The sequence below is a fragment of the Amycolatopsis sp. Hca4 genome (genome assembly GCF_013364075.1).
Classification (GTDB): Bacteria; Actinomycetota; Actinomycetes; order Mycobacteriales; family Pseudonocardiaceae; genus Amycolatopsis.
The window spans coordinates 6,508,818-6,524,254 of the sequence record NZ_CP054925.1 but is presented as its reverse complement, the minus strand read 5'-3'; the positions used below and the strand labels follow the sequence as shown (position 1 = coordinate 6,524,254).

The 15,437-nt window shown below is 71.6% G+C and carries 13 protein-coding genes; 10 read left to right on the top strand and 3 right to left on the bottom strand.

Annotated features, from left to right (window positions below):
* Positions 1–137: 137 nt before the first annotated feature.
* The 6 genes from HUT10_RS29185 to HUT10_RS29160 all read left to right on the top strand — a co-directional run bounded on the left by HUT10_RS29185 (position 138) and on the right by HUT10_RS29160 (position 5,451).
* Positions 138–1,007 carry a lysozyme gene (locus HUT10_RS29185; protein WP_176174128.1) on the top strand — a complete coding sequence of 290 codons (870 nt, stop codon included), beginning with the start codon at positions 138–140 and terminating at the stop codon, positions 1,005–1,007.
* Between the two features lie 174 nt (positions 1,008–1,181).
* A complete protein-coding gene (locus HUT10_RS29180) occupies positions 1,182–2,108 on the top strand; it encodes a hypothetical protein (protein ID WP_176174127.1) in 927 nt (308 codons plus the stop codon).
* A 4-nt stretch (positions 2,109–2,112) separates the two neighbouring features.
* Complete coding sequence (locus HUT10_RS29175; protein WP_176174126.1) at positions 2,113–3,180, top strand: pentapeptide repeat-containing protein; 1,068 nt, start codon at positions 2,113–2,115, stop codon at positions 3,178–3,180.
* A gap of 143 nt (positions 3,181–3,323) precedes the next feature.
* On the top strand, positions 3,324–3,752 hold the full coding sequence (locus HUT10_RS29170; RefSeq protein WP_176174125.1) for a hypothetical protein: 429 nt from the start codon (positions 3,324–3,326) through the stop codon (positions 3,750–3,752).
* A gap of 17 nt (positions 3,753–3,769) precedes the next feature.
* Complete coding sequence (locus HUT10_RS29165) at positions 3,770–4,846, top strand: sensor histidine kinase (protein ID WP_254897073.1); 1,077 nt, start codon at positions 3,770–3,772, stop codon at positions 4,844–4,846.
* Positions 4,843–5,451 (top strand): response regulator transcription factor, encoded by a 609-nt coding sequence (locus tag HUT10_RS29160; RefSeq protein WP_176174124.1) that lies wholly within the window; start codon positions 4,843–4,845, stop codon positions 5,449–5,451. Before HUT10_RS29165 ends, HUT10_RS29160 begins: the two co-directional genes overlap by 4 nt.
* Before the next feature lie 36 nt (positions 5,452–5,487).
* On the opposite strand, the gene purL is transcribed toward HUT10_RS29160, so the two are convergent.
* Positions 5,488–7,770: a phosphoribosylformylglycinamidine synthase subunit PurL gene (purL, locus tag HUT10_RS29155; protein ID WP_176174123.1), complete on the bottom strand. Its 2,283-nt coding sequence runs from the start codon at positions 7,768–7,770 to the stop codon at positions 5,488–5,490.
* A gap of 373 nt (positions 7,771–8,143) precedes the next feature.
* Here purL and HUT10_RS29150 point away from each other — a divergent pair, with 373 nt between their 5' ends.
* The 3 genes from HUT10_RS29150 (at position 8,144) to HUT10_RS29140 (ending at position 12,280) form a co-directional block, all read left to right on the top strand.
* Positions 8,144–9,778: an ABC transporter ATP-binding protein gene (locus HUT10_RS29150; protein ID WP_176174122.1), complete on the top strand. Its 1,635-nt coding sequence runs from the start codon at positions 8,144–8,146 to the stop codon at positions 9,776–9,778.
* The gene (locus HUT10_RS29145) at positions 9,775–11,520 is read left to right on the top strand and encodes an ABC transporter ATP-binding protein (RefSeq protein WP_176174121.1); all 1,746 of its coding nucleotides are present in this window, start codon (positions 9,775–9,777) and stop codon (positions 11,518–11,520) included. Before HUT10_RS29150 ends, HUT10_RS29145 begins: the two co-directional genes overlap by 4 nt.
* 331 nt (positions 11,521–11,851) lie before the next feature.
* Positions 11,852–12,280: a pyridoxamine 5'-phosphate oxidase family protein gene (locus tag HUT10_RS29140; RefSeq protein ID WP_176178069.1), complete on the top strand. Its 429-nt coding sequence runs from the start codon at positions 11,852–11,854 to the stop codon at positions 12,278–12,280.
* Positions 12,281–12,373: 93 nt separating this feature from the next.
* Here the strand turns inward: HUT10_RS29140 and purQ are convergent, their stop codons facing one another.
* Positions 12,374–13,051, bottom strand: a complete 678-nt coding sequence (purQ, locus tag HUT10_RS29135; RefSeq protein ID WP_176174120.1) for a phosphoribosylformylglycinamidine synthase subunit PurQ — start codon at positions 13,049–13,051, stop codon at positions 12,374–12,376.
* Positions 13,048–13,287: a phosphoribosylformylglycinamidine synthase subunit PurS gene (purS, locus tag HUT10_RS29130; protein ID WP_125308766.1), complete on the bottom strand. Its 240-nt coding sequence runs from the start codon at positions 13,285–13,287 to the stop codon at positions 13,048–13,050. The genes purQ and purS overlap by 4 nt, the downstream gene beginning before the upstream one ends.
* 155 nt (positions 13,288–13,442) lie before the next feature.
* Here purS and HUT10_RS29125 point away from each other — a divergent pair, with 155 nt between their 5' ends.
* Complete coding sequence (locus tag HUT10_RS29125; protein ID WP_176174119.1) at positions 13,443–15,017, top strand: GMC family oxidoreductase; 1,575 nt, start codon at positions 13,443–13,445, stop codon at positions 15,015–15,017.
* Positions 15,018–15,437: the final 420 nt, after the last annotated feature.

Sequence of the window (15,437 nt, the reverse complement as noted above, 5' to 3'; positions counted from 1 at the left end):
CAGGGAAAATCACCCACACGTATACCCAATTTCACGGAAGTGAGTGACAAACGCCACTTCGTCCCTAACAATCGTGCTCGGGCGGCTACCTGCAAGTAAGCCGCCCGTCGCGAGGGTTTCCGTGAAGGGATTCAACGATGTCCACCTCCCGAAGAGGGCGGCTGTTCGCTGCCCTGGTCGTCCCGGCCACGCTGCTCCTGCTCGGCAGCACGGCGCAGGCGGCGACCATCTCCCCCGAAGTCGACCCCGTGGCCGCGATCAACGCGGACATCGCGCAGAACAACCACGAACTGGGGTCCCAGATCCGGCGCGTCGAAGGCGACAAGTCGACTCCGGACTCGCAGAAGGCGGCGCAGCAGCCGCAACCCGGCCAGGCCATCCCGGGCCAGGTGCTGGCCACCGTGGCCGGCATGGACGTCGCCAGCTACCAGGGCAACGTCGACTGGGCGAACTGGTGGAACCAGGGCAAGCGGTTCGTCTGGACCAAAGCCACGGAGAGCACCAGCTACACCAACCCGTACTTCGCCCAGCAGTACAACGGCTCCTACAACCAGGGCTTCATCCGCGGCGCCTACCACTTCGCCACGCCGAACACCGCGAGCGGCGCGGCGCAGGCCCGCTACTTCGTCGCCCACGGCGGTGGCTGGTCGAAGGACGGCAAGACCCTGCCCGGCGCGCTGGACATGGAGTACAACCCGTACGGCGCGACCTGCTACGGGCTGAGCAAGGCCGGGATGACGTCGTGGATCCTCGACTTCCACGACACCTACCACTCGCTGACCGGCCGCTACCCGGTGATCTACACGTCGCAGAGCTGGTGGAGCAGCTGCGTGAGCGGTGACTTCTCCAGCACCGCCCCGCTGTGGGTCGCCCGCTACGCGTCGTCGGTCGGCACGCTGCCCTACAACTGGGGCTACTACACCGTCTGGCAGTACACCTCGAGCCCGCTCGACCAGGACACCTTCAACGGTGCCTACGACCGGCTCCAGGCCCTCGCCAACGGCTGATCCACCCCCACGGCTCCCGGATCGTGACGGCTTCGCGTCATCACGATCCGGGAGCCGGTTTCATGCCGTACCGTCCGAGCTTGCAGAATGCTGCAGCAACGTCCTGGGGGAACCGCACGCCGCCACCGGACGTCGGAAGCGCACGAACAGCCAGCGCCCGGAAGGCATGGACAGATGACTTACCCGCCTCAGCCGGGCCAGCCCGGCCAGCCCGACCCCTACGGCCAGCCCAACCCGTACGGCCAGCCACCGTCCGGGGGCTTCCCGCAGCAGGGCGGGTGGGACCCGAACCAGCAGCAACAGCAGCAGCCGTACCCGACGCAGCAGTACCCGCAGGGCTGGGACCCGAGCCAGCAGCAGGGCTACCCGCCGCCGTCCGGTGGCTTCCCGGCCAACCCGCAGCCGGCCTGGGGCGACCCGTACGCCCAGCAGCAACAGCAGCAGTCGGCGTGGGCGGACCCGAACGCGCAGCAGTACGGCCAGCAGGCCTGGGACCCGAACGCGGGCGGCCAGGTGTCCGGCTGGGACCCGGCGACCGGCGGCTACTCGCAGGGCTTCGGCGGGCCGCCCGCGCCGCCGAAGAAGAGCAAGACCGGGATGTGGATCGCCATCGGCGCCGCCGTGGTGGTCGTGCTGGCCCTGGTGGGGGTCACCGGCTTCGTCGCACCCGGGTTCTTCCTCTCGAAGGACGACACGAACACGGCCGCGGCCCCGTCGTCGAGCACGTCGGCCAAGCCGTCCACGTCGAAGCCGACGTCCAAGAAGCCGACGACGTCGGCCTCGCAGCCGCCGTCCGACGGCGGGGGCGGCGCTTCGGACGCGAAGGCCGTGCTGCAGGGCTTCATCGACAAGCTGAACGCGGGCGACAACACCGGCGCCGTCGCGCTGGGCTGCGCCGACTCGAAGCAGCTGCTCAGCTCGTGGCTCGAGACGTTCCTCAAGCCGCCGCTGCAGCTGCAGCTCGGTGACGTGCCCGCCGACAAGTACCTGGTCGAGGGCGAGGTCACCGGGACGTCCGCCGGCAAGCCGGTCAAGGGCACGCTGAGCGCGACGAACTTCGACAAAAAGGGCTTCTGCGTCAGCACGATGCTGGTTTCGTGACGCGTTGAAGCTGTGGCGATCACCGCTGGCCTGGACGTTCCTGGCGTCGGTGGTGCTGCTGCTCGGGGTCGGCGGCTGGCTGCTGGCCGACCCCGCCACCAGCCGCAGTGAGGCGCTGAAGACGGGCGGCCTGGCGGGCGGCGCGGTCGTGGCGCTGTACGCGTTGTGGCTGAACGACCGCCGCCGCCGGGTCGAGGAGCGACGGCAGGACATCGAGCGGCGGCGGCACGAACTCGAGGCGCAGCGCGCGGAACAGGACCGCGAGCGGGTCGCCGACGAGCGGTTCGCCAAGTCGGTCGAGCTGCTCGGGCACGACGCCGACCAGGTGCGCGTGGGGGCGCTGCACGCGCTGGCGGGGCTGGCGAGGAGCAGGCCGGACTACACGCAGACGGTGCTGGACGTGCTGTGCTCGTACCTGCGGCGGCCGTTCGAGCATCCCGGATCCCCGTCGGACGATCCCGAACTGAACCGCGAACTGACGGTCCGGCTCACAGCGCAGCGGCTGGTGTCCGACCTGCTCCCGGCGCGCGACGCCGACGCCGTGGCCTACGACCTCGACCTGACCGGCGCCCGGCTCGAGTACCTCAACCTCGCCGGCAAGCTGATCGGCGGCCTGCTGCTGCGGTACGCGTCGCTGCGCAGCACCACGAACCTCAGCGGCTGCCGCTTCACGGGCGGGGTCTACTTCACCGCCGCGGGCACCACAACCGGCCGCCAGGTGGGCTACTTCCGTTGCCGCGGCGCGGTTTTCGAGAGCCGCGCGTGGTTCAGCGGGACGAAGTTCGCCGAGAGCGTGGACTTCACCGGGACGACCTTCGCCGGCCCGGCGAACTTCAAGGACGCGAAGTTCGCCGAGGACGCCGATTTCACCGACGTGGTCGTCACCGAGTCGCTCGACCTGCGGCGCACGTCCTTCCTCGGGCACGCCGACCTGCGGTTCGCTTCGCTGCCGGAGTCGGTCTCGCTCTACAACACGCTGGTGCGGACGGAGAAGGACGTGCGGCTGCCGGAAGCGTGGGCGCAGGAAGGGCTGCCCGACGGGAAAGCGCGGGTCGTCGCCAAGGCGGGCTGAGCAGCCCCCGGTTTCCACGCTACCGGAGGGGACCGACGGTTCCCGGGAGTGCGGGCCGGGTGTCCGGCTTCTGACAGATGTCACGACGAAGCTGTGGACAACGTCGCTACCAGCGGAAACGCCGGTCGATCAGGATTCTGGGCATGACGAAGCAGACCAGCCCGACCGTGCCCGTGACCGACTCCGACGCCCGCGAGAAGCTGCACATCGCCAAGACCCTGCTCGGCGGTTACGCGGCCGTGAGCCTCCTGACCTTCCTGGCGATCGTGGTGTTCAGCGGCAATCCCGACGTCGTCACCGACGCCGTGTGGATCCGCGGCTCGATCCTCGCCGTCGCCGCGCCGATCACCTTCGCGCTCGGCGTCTCCATGGCCAGGGGTTCGCGGGGCAACTACCGCCGGGTGCGGATCATCACGACGGCCCAGGTGGTGGCCATCCTCGTCATCGAGGCCATCCCCGGCTCCTTCCCGGTCTGGTTCAAGATCGCGAACGGGGTGTGCCTGGCGCTGCTGATCATCGTCGTCCTGCTGACCTTCGCGCGGGCCGTGCGCGCCACCTTCGCGGCCCAGTGAGCGGTACCGTCACCGGCGTGGACGACCTGCGGGGCCTGGACGAACGGCGCCGGCTGCTGCTCTCCCTCGGCATGCTCTGCTACCCGTTCCTGGCGGCGGCGGGCCTCACCCAGTACGCGCGCGGCGCCGGCCTCGTCGCCGGGTACCTGCTGCTGGCCGCCGTCTCCGCCTGCTACCTGGCCATCGTGGTCGCCTCGATGCGCTCCGCGTGGCGGGTCTACTGGGGACTGCTGGCCGCGATGACGGTGCTGGCCGTGCTGGTCGCGCCGCTGGCCCACGAGTACGTGCTGATCCTGGTCGCGGTGATCGTGCCGTCGGCGGCGACGCGCGTCGGCGTCCGGGCGGCGGTGGCGCTCGTGGCGCTGGGCGCCGCGGCTTGCGTGCTGGTGCCGCTGGCCGTGCCCGGCTGGAGCACCGGCCCGAGCTGGTACTACGCCGTGGCCGTCGTTTTCACGACGCTGCTGGTGCACGCCTTCAGCCGCACCGCGACGGCCAACCAGGAGCTGCGCGAAGCCAGGGCCGAGGTGGCCCGGCTGGCCTCCGAAGCCGAGCGCAACCGGATCGCCCGCGACCTGCACGACCTGCTCGGCCACTCGCTCACCGCGATCACCGTGAAGAGCACCCTGGCCCGTCGGCTCGCCGTCGGCGCCCCGCCCGCGGCACTGGCCGAAATGGAATCCGTGGAGCAGCTGTCCCGGCAGGCGCTGGCCGACGTGCGGGCGGCGGTGTCCGGGTACCGCGAGGTCACGCTGGCCGGCGAGCTCGCGCGCGGCCGGGAGCTGCTGCGCGCGGCGGGGGTGGTCGCCGACCTGCCCACCGCCCACGACGGCGTGCCGCAGGAGCGGCAGGAACTGTTCGGCTGGGTGGTCCGGGAAGGGTTGACGAACGTGGTGCGACACGCACGCGCCGGCCGGTGCACGGTGGAGCTGACCGCCTCCTCGGTGGAGGTGCGCGACGACGGGACCGGCGGTCCGGCCGGCTCGGGGTCCGGGCTGGACGGCCTGCGCGCCCGGGTGGCCGCGGCCGGTGGCGTGCTGACCGCCGGGCCCACGCAGCCGCACGGCTGGTCCCTGCGGGTGGAGGCGCCGGCATGACGATCAGGCTGCTGCTCGCCGACGACCAGGAGCTGATCCGGCAGGCCCTGCGCGCTTTGCTCGACCTCGAACCGGACTTCGAGGTGGTGGCCTCGGTCGGCCGCGGCGACGAGGTGACGGCCGCGGCGCTGGCGCACCGCCCGGACGTGGCGCTGCTGGACATCGACATGCCCGGGTTGGACGGTCTCGCGGCCGCCGCCGTGCTCACCGCCCAGGTGCCCGGGTGCCGGGTGGTCATCCTGACCACCTTCGGCCGCACCGGCTACCTGCGCCGGGCCATGGAGGCGGGTGCCGTCGGGTTCGTCGTGAAGGACGCCCCGGCCGACACGCTCGCCGACGCCATCCGGCGGGTGGCGGCCGGCGACCGGGTGGTGGACCCGGCTCTCGCCGCCGCGACGCTGGCGGCGGGCGAGTCGCCGCTCACCGCCCGCGAACGCGACGTGCTCATCGCGGCCCGCTCCGGCGCGACCGTGGCCGAGATCGCGGCCCGGCTGTACCTCGCCGAGGGCACCGTGCGGAACTACCTGTCCGGGGCGACGACGAAGACCGGCACCCGCAACCGGATGGAGGCGCTGCGGGTGGCCGACGAGCGCGGCTGGCTGTGATCCCGGCCCGGTCGTGGCCCGGGCCGGGATCCGCCGTCAGTCGAACAGGGCCGGGAGGGTGCTCTCCCAGGCTCCGCGCAGCTCGTCGAGGGTGAACTCGGTGATGCCCTGCAGCTCCAGCGTGCCGGACTCCGGGTCGACCACGCCGGTCTTGCGCCACGGGAGGCCGCGCGCGGTGCACATCTCGGTGAAGCGGAGCTCTTCGGTGCGCGGGACGGCCACCAGCACGCGGCCCGCGGACTCGGAGAACAGCTGCACGAACGGGTCCTGGCCGTCGTCGAGGAACACCCGGGCGCCGCACTGTCCGATGAGGACGGTCTCGACCAGTGTCTGGATCAGGCCGCCGTCCGACAGGTCGTGCGCCGCCGAAATCATGCCGTCGCGGGAGCCCGCCACCAGGATCTCGCCCAGCAGCTTCTCGCGGGCCAGGTCGACCTTCGGCGGGACGCCGCCGAGGTGGCCGTGCAGCTCGCGGGCCCACGCCGAGCCGTCCAGCTCGTCGTGCGTTTCGCCCAGCAGCAGCAGGGTTTCGCCGGCCTCCGCGCCGATGCCGGTCGGGATGCGGCGGGTGACGTCGTCGATCACGCCGAGGACGCCGATCACCGGCGTCGGCAGGATCGCCGTGTCACCGGTCTGGTTGAAGAAGCTGACGTTGCCGCCGGTGACCGGGATGCCGAGCTCGACGCAGCCGTCCGCGAGGCCGTGCACGGCCTGCTCGAACTGCCACATCACGCCCGGGTCGGTGGGGGCGCCGAAGTTCAGGCAGTCCGACACCGCCACCGGCGTCGCGCCGCCGGTGGCCACGTTGCGGTACGCCTCCGCCAGCGCGAGCTGCGCGCCGCGGTACGGGTCGAGGTAGACGAACTTGCTGTTGCAGTCGGTCGCCACCGAGACGCCGCGGCCGGTCGACTCGTCGATCCGGATCATGCCCGAGTCCGACGGCTGCGCCAGCACGGAGTTCCCGCGCACGTACCGGTCGTACTGCGACGTCACCCATTCCTTCGACGCCTGGTTCGGCGCGGAGATGAGCTTGAGGACGTCCGCGCGCAGTTCGTCCGGAGTGGACGGACGCGGCAGCTTCGCCGAGGTGTCCGCGATCAGCGCGTCCTGAGTGGACGGTCGTTCGATCGGCCGGTCGTACACCGGGCCCTGGTGGGCGACCGTGTGCGCCGGGACGTCGACGACGACCTCGTCGTGCCAGGTGATGACCAGGTGCTCGCCGTCGGTGACCTCGCCGATGTCGGTGGCGATGACGTCCCACTTGCGGCAGACGGCCATGAACGCCTCGACGTTCTCCGGCGAGACGACCGCGCACATGCGCTCCTGCGACTCGCTGGAGAGCACCTCGGCGGGCGTCATCCCCGTGGCGCGCAAGGGAACGCGGTCGAGGTAGATGTGCATGCCGCCGTCGCCGGCCGCGGCCAGCTCCGACGTCGCGCAGGACAGCCCGGCGCCGCCGAGGTCCTGGATGCCGACGACGAGCTTCTGGGCGAACAGCTCGAGGCAGCACTCGATGAGCACCTTCTCGGTGAACGGGTCGCCGACCTGCACGCTCGGCAGCTTCTTGCGGCCGGACGCCGACTCGTCACCCGAAAAGGTGTCACTCGCCAGGACGGAAACACCGCCGATGCCGTCGAGGCCGGTGCGCGCGCCGAACAGGATGATCTTGTTGCCGGTGCCGGACGCGAAGGCGAGGTGCAGGTCCTCGACGCGCATCGCGCCGACGCAGAGGGCGTTGACCAGTGGGTTGCCCGAGTAGGACGGGTCGAAGACCAGCTCGCCGCCGATGTTCGGCAGGCCGAGGCAGTTGCCGTACCCGCCGACGCCGGCGACCACACCGGGCAGCACGCGCTTGGTGTCCGGCGCGTCGGCCGGACCGAAGCGCAGCGCGTCGGCGACCGCGAGCGGCCGGGCACCCATGGCCATGATGTCCCGCACGATGCCGCCGACCCCGGTCGCGGCGCCCTGGTACGGCTCCACATAGGACGGGTGGTTGTGGCTCTCGACCTTGAAGGTGACGGCCCAGCCCTCGCCGATGTCGACGACGCCGGCGTTCTCCCCGATGCCGGCCAGCATCTTGGCCTTCATCTCGTCGGTGGCGGTCTCCCCGAAGTAGCGGAGGTGCTTCTTGGAGGACTTGTACGAGCAGTGCTCGCTCCACATGACCGAGTACATGGCCAGCTCCGCATCGGTGGGCCGGCGGCCGAGGATCTCCCGGATCCGGGCGTACTCGTCGTCGGCGAGGCCCAGTTCGCGGTAGGGCTGGCTGTGGTCCGGGGTCGCCCCGGCGCGCTCGGTGGTGTCAACGGTGCTGGTCACGGTGTCCGTGTCAGGGTTCGCCACGGCCGCCAGGATACGTGCCGCCCGGTGGCGCCCCGGACGGTGGGCCGCCCGAACCGGGCTGCCCCGTCGACGGTGTGACCGAGGCGACATCCGGGCCGCCGGAGCGACTCCGGAAGGTGGGGACAACTCCGGTGCGGCTTGGGCGCGCGGGCCGGAATTGTCGGTGGCCGCGAGTAACGTTGAAACCGGGGGTCCCCCGAGAGCCTGGGCTGGTTCCGGCGCACACTCGCGGGCCGCCCGGGAAGTCCTCCCGGCCCCCCACCCCCGCGCGGGCGAAAGGTCACCCGACCGGCGCGGTCGCCGGAAAATCGGTCGCCTTCCTCCCGAGCTCGGCTTACCGTCGGAAATCGTGCTTTCCGCCACGTATCCCTTTCCGCCGCTGCGGCTGCCCTCGCGGCCGACCGCGAGCCGGTTCCTGCTCGCCGTGTTCCGGGCTCGGCTCGGCACGGTGCTCGGTGCCGCCGCGATCGGTGTCGTCTGGGCGCTGCCCGGTGCGCTGCTGCCGCTGGTCGTCGGCCAGGGCATCGGCGCCATCGGCGCGCACGACGGTGCCGCCGTCGTGCGGTGGGCACTGGTCGCGGCCGGGCTGGGGCTCGTGCAAACCGTCTTCGGGACCTGGCTGCACTTCCTCAACTACGGCCTGTGGCTGCACGGCGCGGGCTCGACCCAGCGGCTCGTCTCGGCCCACACCACCCGCGTCGGCGCCGGCCTGCGCGAGCAGACCACCACCGGCAACCTCGTCGCGATCTCCACGACCGACATCAACCACATCGGCAACACCGTCGAGATGACCGGCCGCGCGTTCGGCTCGCTGCTGGCGTTCGTCGTGGTGGCCGTGTGGCTGATCTCGACGTCGCCGCTGCTCGGCGTGGTCGCGCTGGTCGGCGTGCCGGTCGCGGTGCTCGGCATCGGGCCGCTGCTCGCCCCGCTGCAGAAGCGCAAGGCCAAGCAGCGCGAGAAGCGCGGCGACGTCAACGCGCTCGGCGCCGACATCGTGTCCGGCCTGCGGATCCTGCGCGGCATCGGCGGCGAGCGGCGGTTCTTCGCCCGCTTCCGCGAAACGAGCCAGCGGGTGCGGCTGGCCGGCGTCGAGGTCGGCAAGGCCGAGGCGTGGCTGGCCGCGGCGGAGATCGCGCTGCCCGGCCTGGTCACCGTGGTGATCACCTGGCTCGGCGCGCGGCTGGCCGTGGCCGGCTCGATCGACGTCGGGCAGCTGGTGGCCTTCTACGGCGTTTCGGCCTTCCTGATCTGGCCGGTGAACGCGGCGACGGAGGCCGTCGGGTCGATCACGTCCGGACTGGTCGCGTCGCGGAAGGTGGTGGCACTGCTGGCGATCCGCCCGAAGCTGGCGGATCCGGAGACGCCGGTGCCGCTGCCCGGCGGCCCGCTGGAGCTGGTCGACACCGAGTCCGGCGTGCGCGTCGCGCCCGGCCGCCTGACGGTCGTCGACTTCGGGGCGGCCGGCGAGGCGGTGGCCGACCGGCTGGCGCGGTTCGCCGATCCGGCCGATGGCGAAGAGGTGCTGGTCGGCGGCGTCCGGGCGGACCACGTCGCGCTCGCGGAGCTGCGGCGGCGGATCGTCTACGCGCACAACCAGGACATCTGGTTCTCGGGTGTGCTGCGCGAGCAGCTCACGCCGGCGCGGCCGGGCGGCGTCAGCATCGCCGAAGCGCTGTCCGCGGCCGACGCCGAAGACATCGTCGAGGCGCTGCCCGACGGCGTCGACGAGGTGATCGGCGAGCGCGGCCGCGAGGTGTCCGGCGGCCAGCGGCAGCGGCTGAACCTGGCCCGCGCGCTGGCGACCGACGCCGACGTCCTGGTGCTCGACGAGCCGACGTCGGCGGTGGACGCGCACACGGAGGCCCGCATCACCGAGCGCGTCGCCGAACTGCGGCGCGGCAAGACGACGGTGGTGTTCAGCCAGAGTCCTTTGTGGACGCATGTAGCGGACGAGGTTTTCACGGCGAAGGGGGTGACAGTGTGAAACGGCTTCCCACGGCGGACCGGCGGGACGTCCGGCGCTGGACCCTGACGACGGCGCGGACCCACAAGCGCGAGTTCGGCCTCTTGCTGGGCTCGCTGGCGGTGGCCACGCTGATCGGACTGGCCGGGCCGCAGCTGCTCGGCTCGCTCGTCGACGACGTCGCGGCCGGCACCACGACCGCGCACGTCGACGTGCTGGCGGCGGCGTTCGTCGGCATCCTGCTGCTGCAGGCGGTCGCGCGGAAGATCGCGCGGATGCGCGGCGCGGTGTTCGGCGAGCTCGTGCTGGCCGAGACGCGCGAGGAGTTCGTCGGGACGGCGCTGCAGCTGCCGCTCGGCACGGTCGAGGCGGCGGGCACCGGCGACCTGCTCAGCCGGGCCACCACCGACCTCGGCCGGATCGACCACGCGGCGCGGTTCGCGGCGCCGGAGATCCTGGTCGCGGCGGTGACCGTGGTGTTCACGATCGTGGCGATGGTGGTGACGTCGCCGCTGCTGTCGCTGGGCCTGCTGGTCGCGCTGCCGCTGCTGGTGCCGGTGAACGTCTGGTACCAGCGGCGGATCCCGTCGATCATGCAGTGGATGCTCGACCGCTGGGCCGACCTGACCACGAGCGTCCACGAGACCGCGGAGGGCGCGCGCACGACCGAGGCGCTCGGGCTGACCGAGCGGCGGATCGGCGCCGCGTACGACGCGCTGGACCAGAGCATCTACGGCGAACGCCGGATGCGGGAGCTGCAGCTGCGGTGGCTGCCGTCGCTGGAGATCAGCTACGTGCTGCCGCTGGCGGTGATGCTGCTGCTCGGCCTGCTCGCGTACGCGCAGGGCTGGGCCGGGCTCGGCGAGATCACCACCGTGCTGCTGTACGTGCAGGGGATGGCGGCGCCGCTGAACGAGGCGCTGTTCTGGCTGGAGGACCTGCAGGTGGCGGCGGCCGCGGCGCGCCGGATCCTCGGGGTCCGCTCGGTCGCGGTCGAGGACGGCGAGAAGGTGGCGGAGGTGCCGCGCGGGCGTGACATCGACGTCCACGGCGTCCGGTTCAGCTACACGGCCGACCGCGAGGTGCTGCACGGCATCGACCTGCGGGTCCCGCGCGGCGAGCGGCTGGCGATCGTCGGGCCGTCGGGCGCGGGCAAGTCGACGCTCGGCCGGCTGCTGGCGGGCATCGCGGCGCCGTCGTCGGGTTCGGTGCGCATCGGCGGCCAGGACGTCTCGTCGCTGGCCGACGACGTGCTGCGCGGCGAGGTGCTGCTGCTGACCCAGGAGCACCACGTGTTCTCCGGGACGCTCCGCCAGAACCTGGCCCTGCCGGCCCGCCGCGCGGGCGGCGACTGGACGGACGAGGAGCTGACGGCGGCCCTCGCGTCGGCGGGCGCGTCGGACTGGGTGGCGACCCTGCCGTCCGGGCTGGACACGAAGCTGGGGCCGGGCGAGCACCCGGTGCCGGCGGCGATCGCGCAGCAGCTGGCGCTGGCCCGGGTGGTGCTGGCGGACCCGCACACGCTGGTGCTGGACGAGGCGACGTCGCTGCTGGACACGGGCTCGGCCCGCGACCTGGAGCGATCGCTGAACAGCGTGCTGGAGGGCCGGACGGTGATCGCCATCGCCCACCGCCTGCACACGGCCGCGGCAGCGGACCGGGTCGCGGTGGTCGAGGGCGGCCGCATCACGGAGCTGGGCCCGCACGAGGAGCTGCTGTCGGCGGGCGGTTCGTACGCCCGCCTGGTGGCGGCGGCGAGCTAAGCCTGGCGCAGGCAGGTCCGGTCGGCGGGACTGCGGCCGACCGGGCAGCGGCGCCCGGCATCTTTCGGCGATGCGGCTCGCCGCGGCCGAACCGCGGCAGCGAGCCGGGCGCCGGGGGTCTGCTCCGGGCGCGGCTCGGTCGGCCGAGACCGGGCCGGCGGGGCCTGCTTCCTCGGCGACGCGGCTCGCCGCAGCCGAACCGCGGCGGCAAGCGGCCGCGGCCGGCTTCGAGCCCCGCCACTAACCCGGTCGCGGGCGCCAGTTGGTCCGGAATGTCCGGAGCGAGCGGCGTGTTGCTCCCCGGTGGATGACCATCTACCTGGGGAGTGACATGTCGTCGTTCGTGATGAGCGCTGCCGAGCGGGAAGAGTTCCTGAGCGGGGTGCACGTGGGCGTACTCGCGGTGGAGCGCGCCGGCCGGGCGCCGCTGGCCGTGCCGGTCTGGTACGACTACGAACCCGGCGGTGAGCTGCTGATCTGGATGGAACGCGACACCGTCAAGGACCGCTCGATCCGCGCGGCCGGCCGGCTGAGCCTGGTGGCCCAGGACGAGAACCCGCCGTACAAGTACGTCACGGCGGAGGGCCCGGTGGTGGCCAACGACGAGCCGCCGACGCGCGAGCAGGCCCTCCGGATCGCGAAGCGGTACTGGCCCGAAGACCAGGCGACGGCCTACGTCGACTCGGCGCTCGGAGAGCGGTCGATCCTCGTCCGGGTGCGCCCGGAGAAGTGGCTCTCGAACGACCAGAGCAAGAGCTGAAACGAGGTCCGGGGCTGTGGACAACTCACGTCCACAGCCCCGGAACTGTCGGTGTCCCCCGGTAGCATGGTTACCGGGGGGCGCGGCCCGCCCTCAGGCCTTGACCAGCGCGTCCACCGCGCTGAAGAACATCCCCAGCCCGTCGTCCGACGGCCCGGTCAGCGCGTCGATCGCGTGCTCCGGGTGCGGCATCAGCCCGACGACCCGGCCGTTCTCGCTGCGGATGCCGGCGATGTCGTTGCGCGACCCGTTCGGGTTGCCGCCGACGTACCGGAACACCACGCGGCCCTCGCCCTCCAGCTCGTCCAAAGTGGACTGCTCGGCCATGTAGCAGCCGTCGATGTTCTTCATCGGGATGAGGATTTCCGCGCCTTCGTCGTACCGCGTGGTCCACGCGGTGGACGTGTTCTCCACCCGCAGCCACTGGTCGCGGCAGATGAAGTGCAGGCCCTGGTTGCGGATCATCGCGCCGGGCAGCAGGCCGGCCTCGCACAGGATCTGGAACCCGTTGCAGATGCCGAGCACCGGCATGCCCGCGCGTGCCGCCTCGATCACCGGGGTCATGACCGGCGCGAACCGGGCGATCACGCCCGCGCGCAGGTAGTCGCCGTAGGAAAAGCCGCCCGGGACGATGACCGCGTCGACGTCGTGCAGGTCCTCGTCCGCGTGCCACAGCGACACCGCCTCGCCGCCGGCGTAGCGGACCGCGCGGGCCGCGTCGCCGTCGTCCAGCGTGCCCGGGAAGGTGATGACGCCGATGCGCGCGCTCACGCGTCCACCCGCTTGATCGTCCACTGCTCGATGACCGGGTTCGCGAGGAAGCCCTCGGCGATCTTCTCGAGCGTCGCGTCGTCGACCGTGTCGTCGACCTCGATCTCGAAGTGCTTGCCCTGGCGGATCTCCTTGATCCCGGTGAACCCCAGGCGGCCGGCGGCGCCGAGCGCGGCCTGTCCCTGCGGGTCGAGGATTTCGGGCTTCGGCATGACGTCGACGACGACTCGGGCCACGGCAGGCTGCTCCTTATTTCTGCAGGTCGTGGGTACCTCGTCAGCATAGTTCACCCGCTCGCCCACCCTGCGGGGCCCGTCGGGAAACCTAGACTGGCCGACGGCGCCGGGCTGCGCCATGATGAGTCGTTGACATCTCGCCAACAGGAGGCACCGTGGCCGTCCAGGAGTCCTACGACTACGTCATCGTCGGTGCCGGCAGCGCGGGGTGCGTCCTCGCCAACCGCCTGACCGAGGACCCGTCCGCCCAGGTCCTGCTCCTCGAAGCGGGCGCGGAGGACACCGCGGACGAGATCCACATCCCGGCCGCGTTCGCGTCGCTGTTCAAGACCAGGTGGGACTGGAACTACGAGACCGTCGAGCAGAAGCACACGGGCAAGACGTCGTACTGGCCGCGCGGGAAGATGCTCGGCGGCTGCTCGTCGATCAACGCGATGATCTACATCCGTGGCAACCGCGTCGACTACGACGGTTGGCGCGATTCCCACGGCGCCACCGGGTGGGGTTGGGACGACGTCCTGCCCTACTTCAAGCGCGCCGAGGGCAACCAGCGGCTCGGCGGGCCGCTGCACGGCACCGACGGCCCGCTGCACGTCGAGGACCGCCGGTTCACCCACGAGCTGTCGCACGCCTGGGTCGACTCGGCCGTCGCGTGGGGCCTCAAGCGCACCGACGACTTCAACGGCGAGAGCCAGGAAGGCGCCGGCGTCTACCAGGTGACGTGCAAGAAGGGCCGCCGGTGGTCCACGGCCGACGCCTACCTGCGCCCGGCGCTCTCGCGGCCGAACCTCACGGTGAAGACGAGCACGCCGGCCACCCGGATCGTCTTCGAGGGCACGCGCGCGGTCGGCGTGTCCTATTTGGACAACGGAGTCGAGCAGACGGCGCGCGCTTCGACGGAAGTCATTCTTTCGGGTGGCGCGGTGAACTCGCCGCAGCTACTGATGGTGTCGGGAGTGGGCCCGGCCGAGCACCTGCGCGAGCACGGCGTCGACGTCGTCGCCGCGCTGCCCGGCGTCGGCGAAAACCTGCACGACCACCCGGCGTGCGGAATCATCTGGTCCACTCGGGACACCACCGATCTGGCCGATGCGGCGTCGCTTTTCGGTTTGGCCCGGTACCAGCTGACGCGACGCGGGCCGTTGACGTCGAACATCGGCGAGGCTGGCGCGTTCTACCCGACCACGGACGGGTTGCCGGCGCCGGACATGCAGATCCACGTGGTGCCGTCGTTGTTCTACGACAACGGGTTGCACGAGCCGACGATGCCCGGCTTCACCTCGGCGGCGACACTGGTGGACGTCGCGAGCCGCGGACGGCTGCGGCTGAAGTCGGCGAATCCGTTGTGGAAGCCGGAAATCGACCCGGCATATTACGCTGAGCCGCGCGATATGGAGACGATGATCGCGGGATTGCGGGCGTTGATCGAAATCGGGCAGACGGGGCCGTTGCGGCGATTCCTGGACAAGCCGTTCCTGCCGCTGCGGCACGATTTGAGTGATTCGGAAATGGCCGATCACATTCGGGAGAACACGCAGACGCTTTATCACCCGGTCGGGACTTGCTCGATCGGGTCGGTGGTTGACCCGGAGTTGCGGGTTCAGGGGGTGGAGGGGCTGCGGGTGGTGGACGCGTCCGTGATGCCGGTGGTGCCGCGGGGGAACACGAACGCGCCGACGATCATGGTGGCGGAAAAGGCGGCGGATTTGATCCGGGGGCGGTCGGCGTAGTCGCGGTTCGACTGTGGACAACTCGGGTCCGCGGCCGCGGAATTGTCGGTGGCCGCCGGTAAACTGGATACCGGGGGGCGCGGCCCGACCTTCCGTTGTTGCCGCGCGCGAGCCCCGGGCTGATCCTTGAAGCTGCTTCGAGGTCGACAGGGAGGCTTGTCACGCCTCCCGAGGCCGTAGATGCAGATCGCTGGAACACGAAGTGCTGGGCTGGGTTTCGTCGACCGCAGCACGCCGAGGTCTCCACGGTCGAGAGGGCTTGCGGCCGCGCCGTCGACCGCCGGGCATGCCCGCTGCGCCGGGTCTGGGTTGCGGCAACCGGCCGCAAAGCTGTTGCGCCGCCGCGAAAGGGCGGGCCTCGGCCCCCCGATATCCAGTTTACCGGCGAGCACCGACAATTTCGGCGGCTGTCCGGGGTTG

Bases quoted from the DNA above. Each gene is read 5' to 3' on its own strand.
- HUT10_RS29185 (WP_176174128.1), top strand. From the start codon at position 138: ATGTCCACCTCCCGAAGAGGGCGGCTGTTCGCTGCCCTGGTCGTCCCG.
- HUT10_RS29180 (WP_176174127.1), top strand. From the start codon at position 1,182: ATGACTTACCCGCCTCAGCCGGGCCAGCCCGGCCAGCCCGACCCCTAC.
- HUT10_RS29170 (WP_176174125.1), top strand. From the start codon at position 3,324: ATGACGAAGCAGACCAGCCCGACCGTGCCCGTGACCGACTCCGACGCC.
- HUT10_RS29160 (WP_176174124.1), top strand. From the start codon at position 4,843: ATGACGATCAGGCTGCTGCTCGCCGACGACCAGGAGCTGATCCGGCAG.
- HUT10_RS29140 (WP_176178069.1), top strand. From the start codon at position 11,852: ATGTCGTCGTTCGTGATGAGCGCTGCCGAGCGGGAAGAGTTCCTGAGC.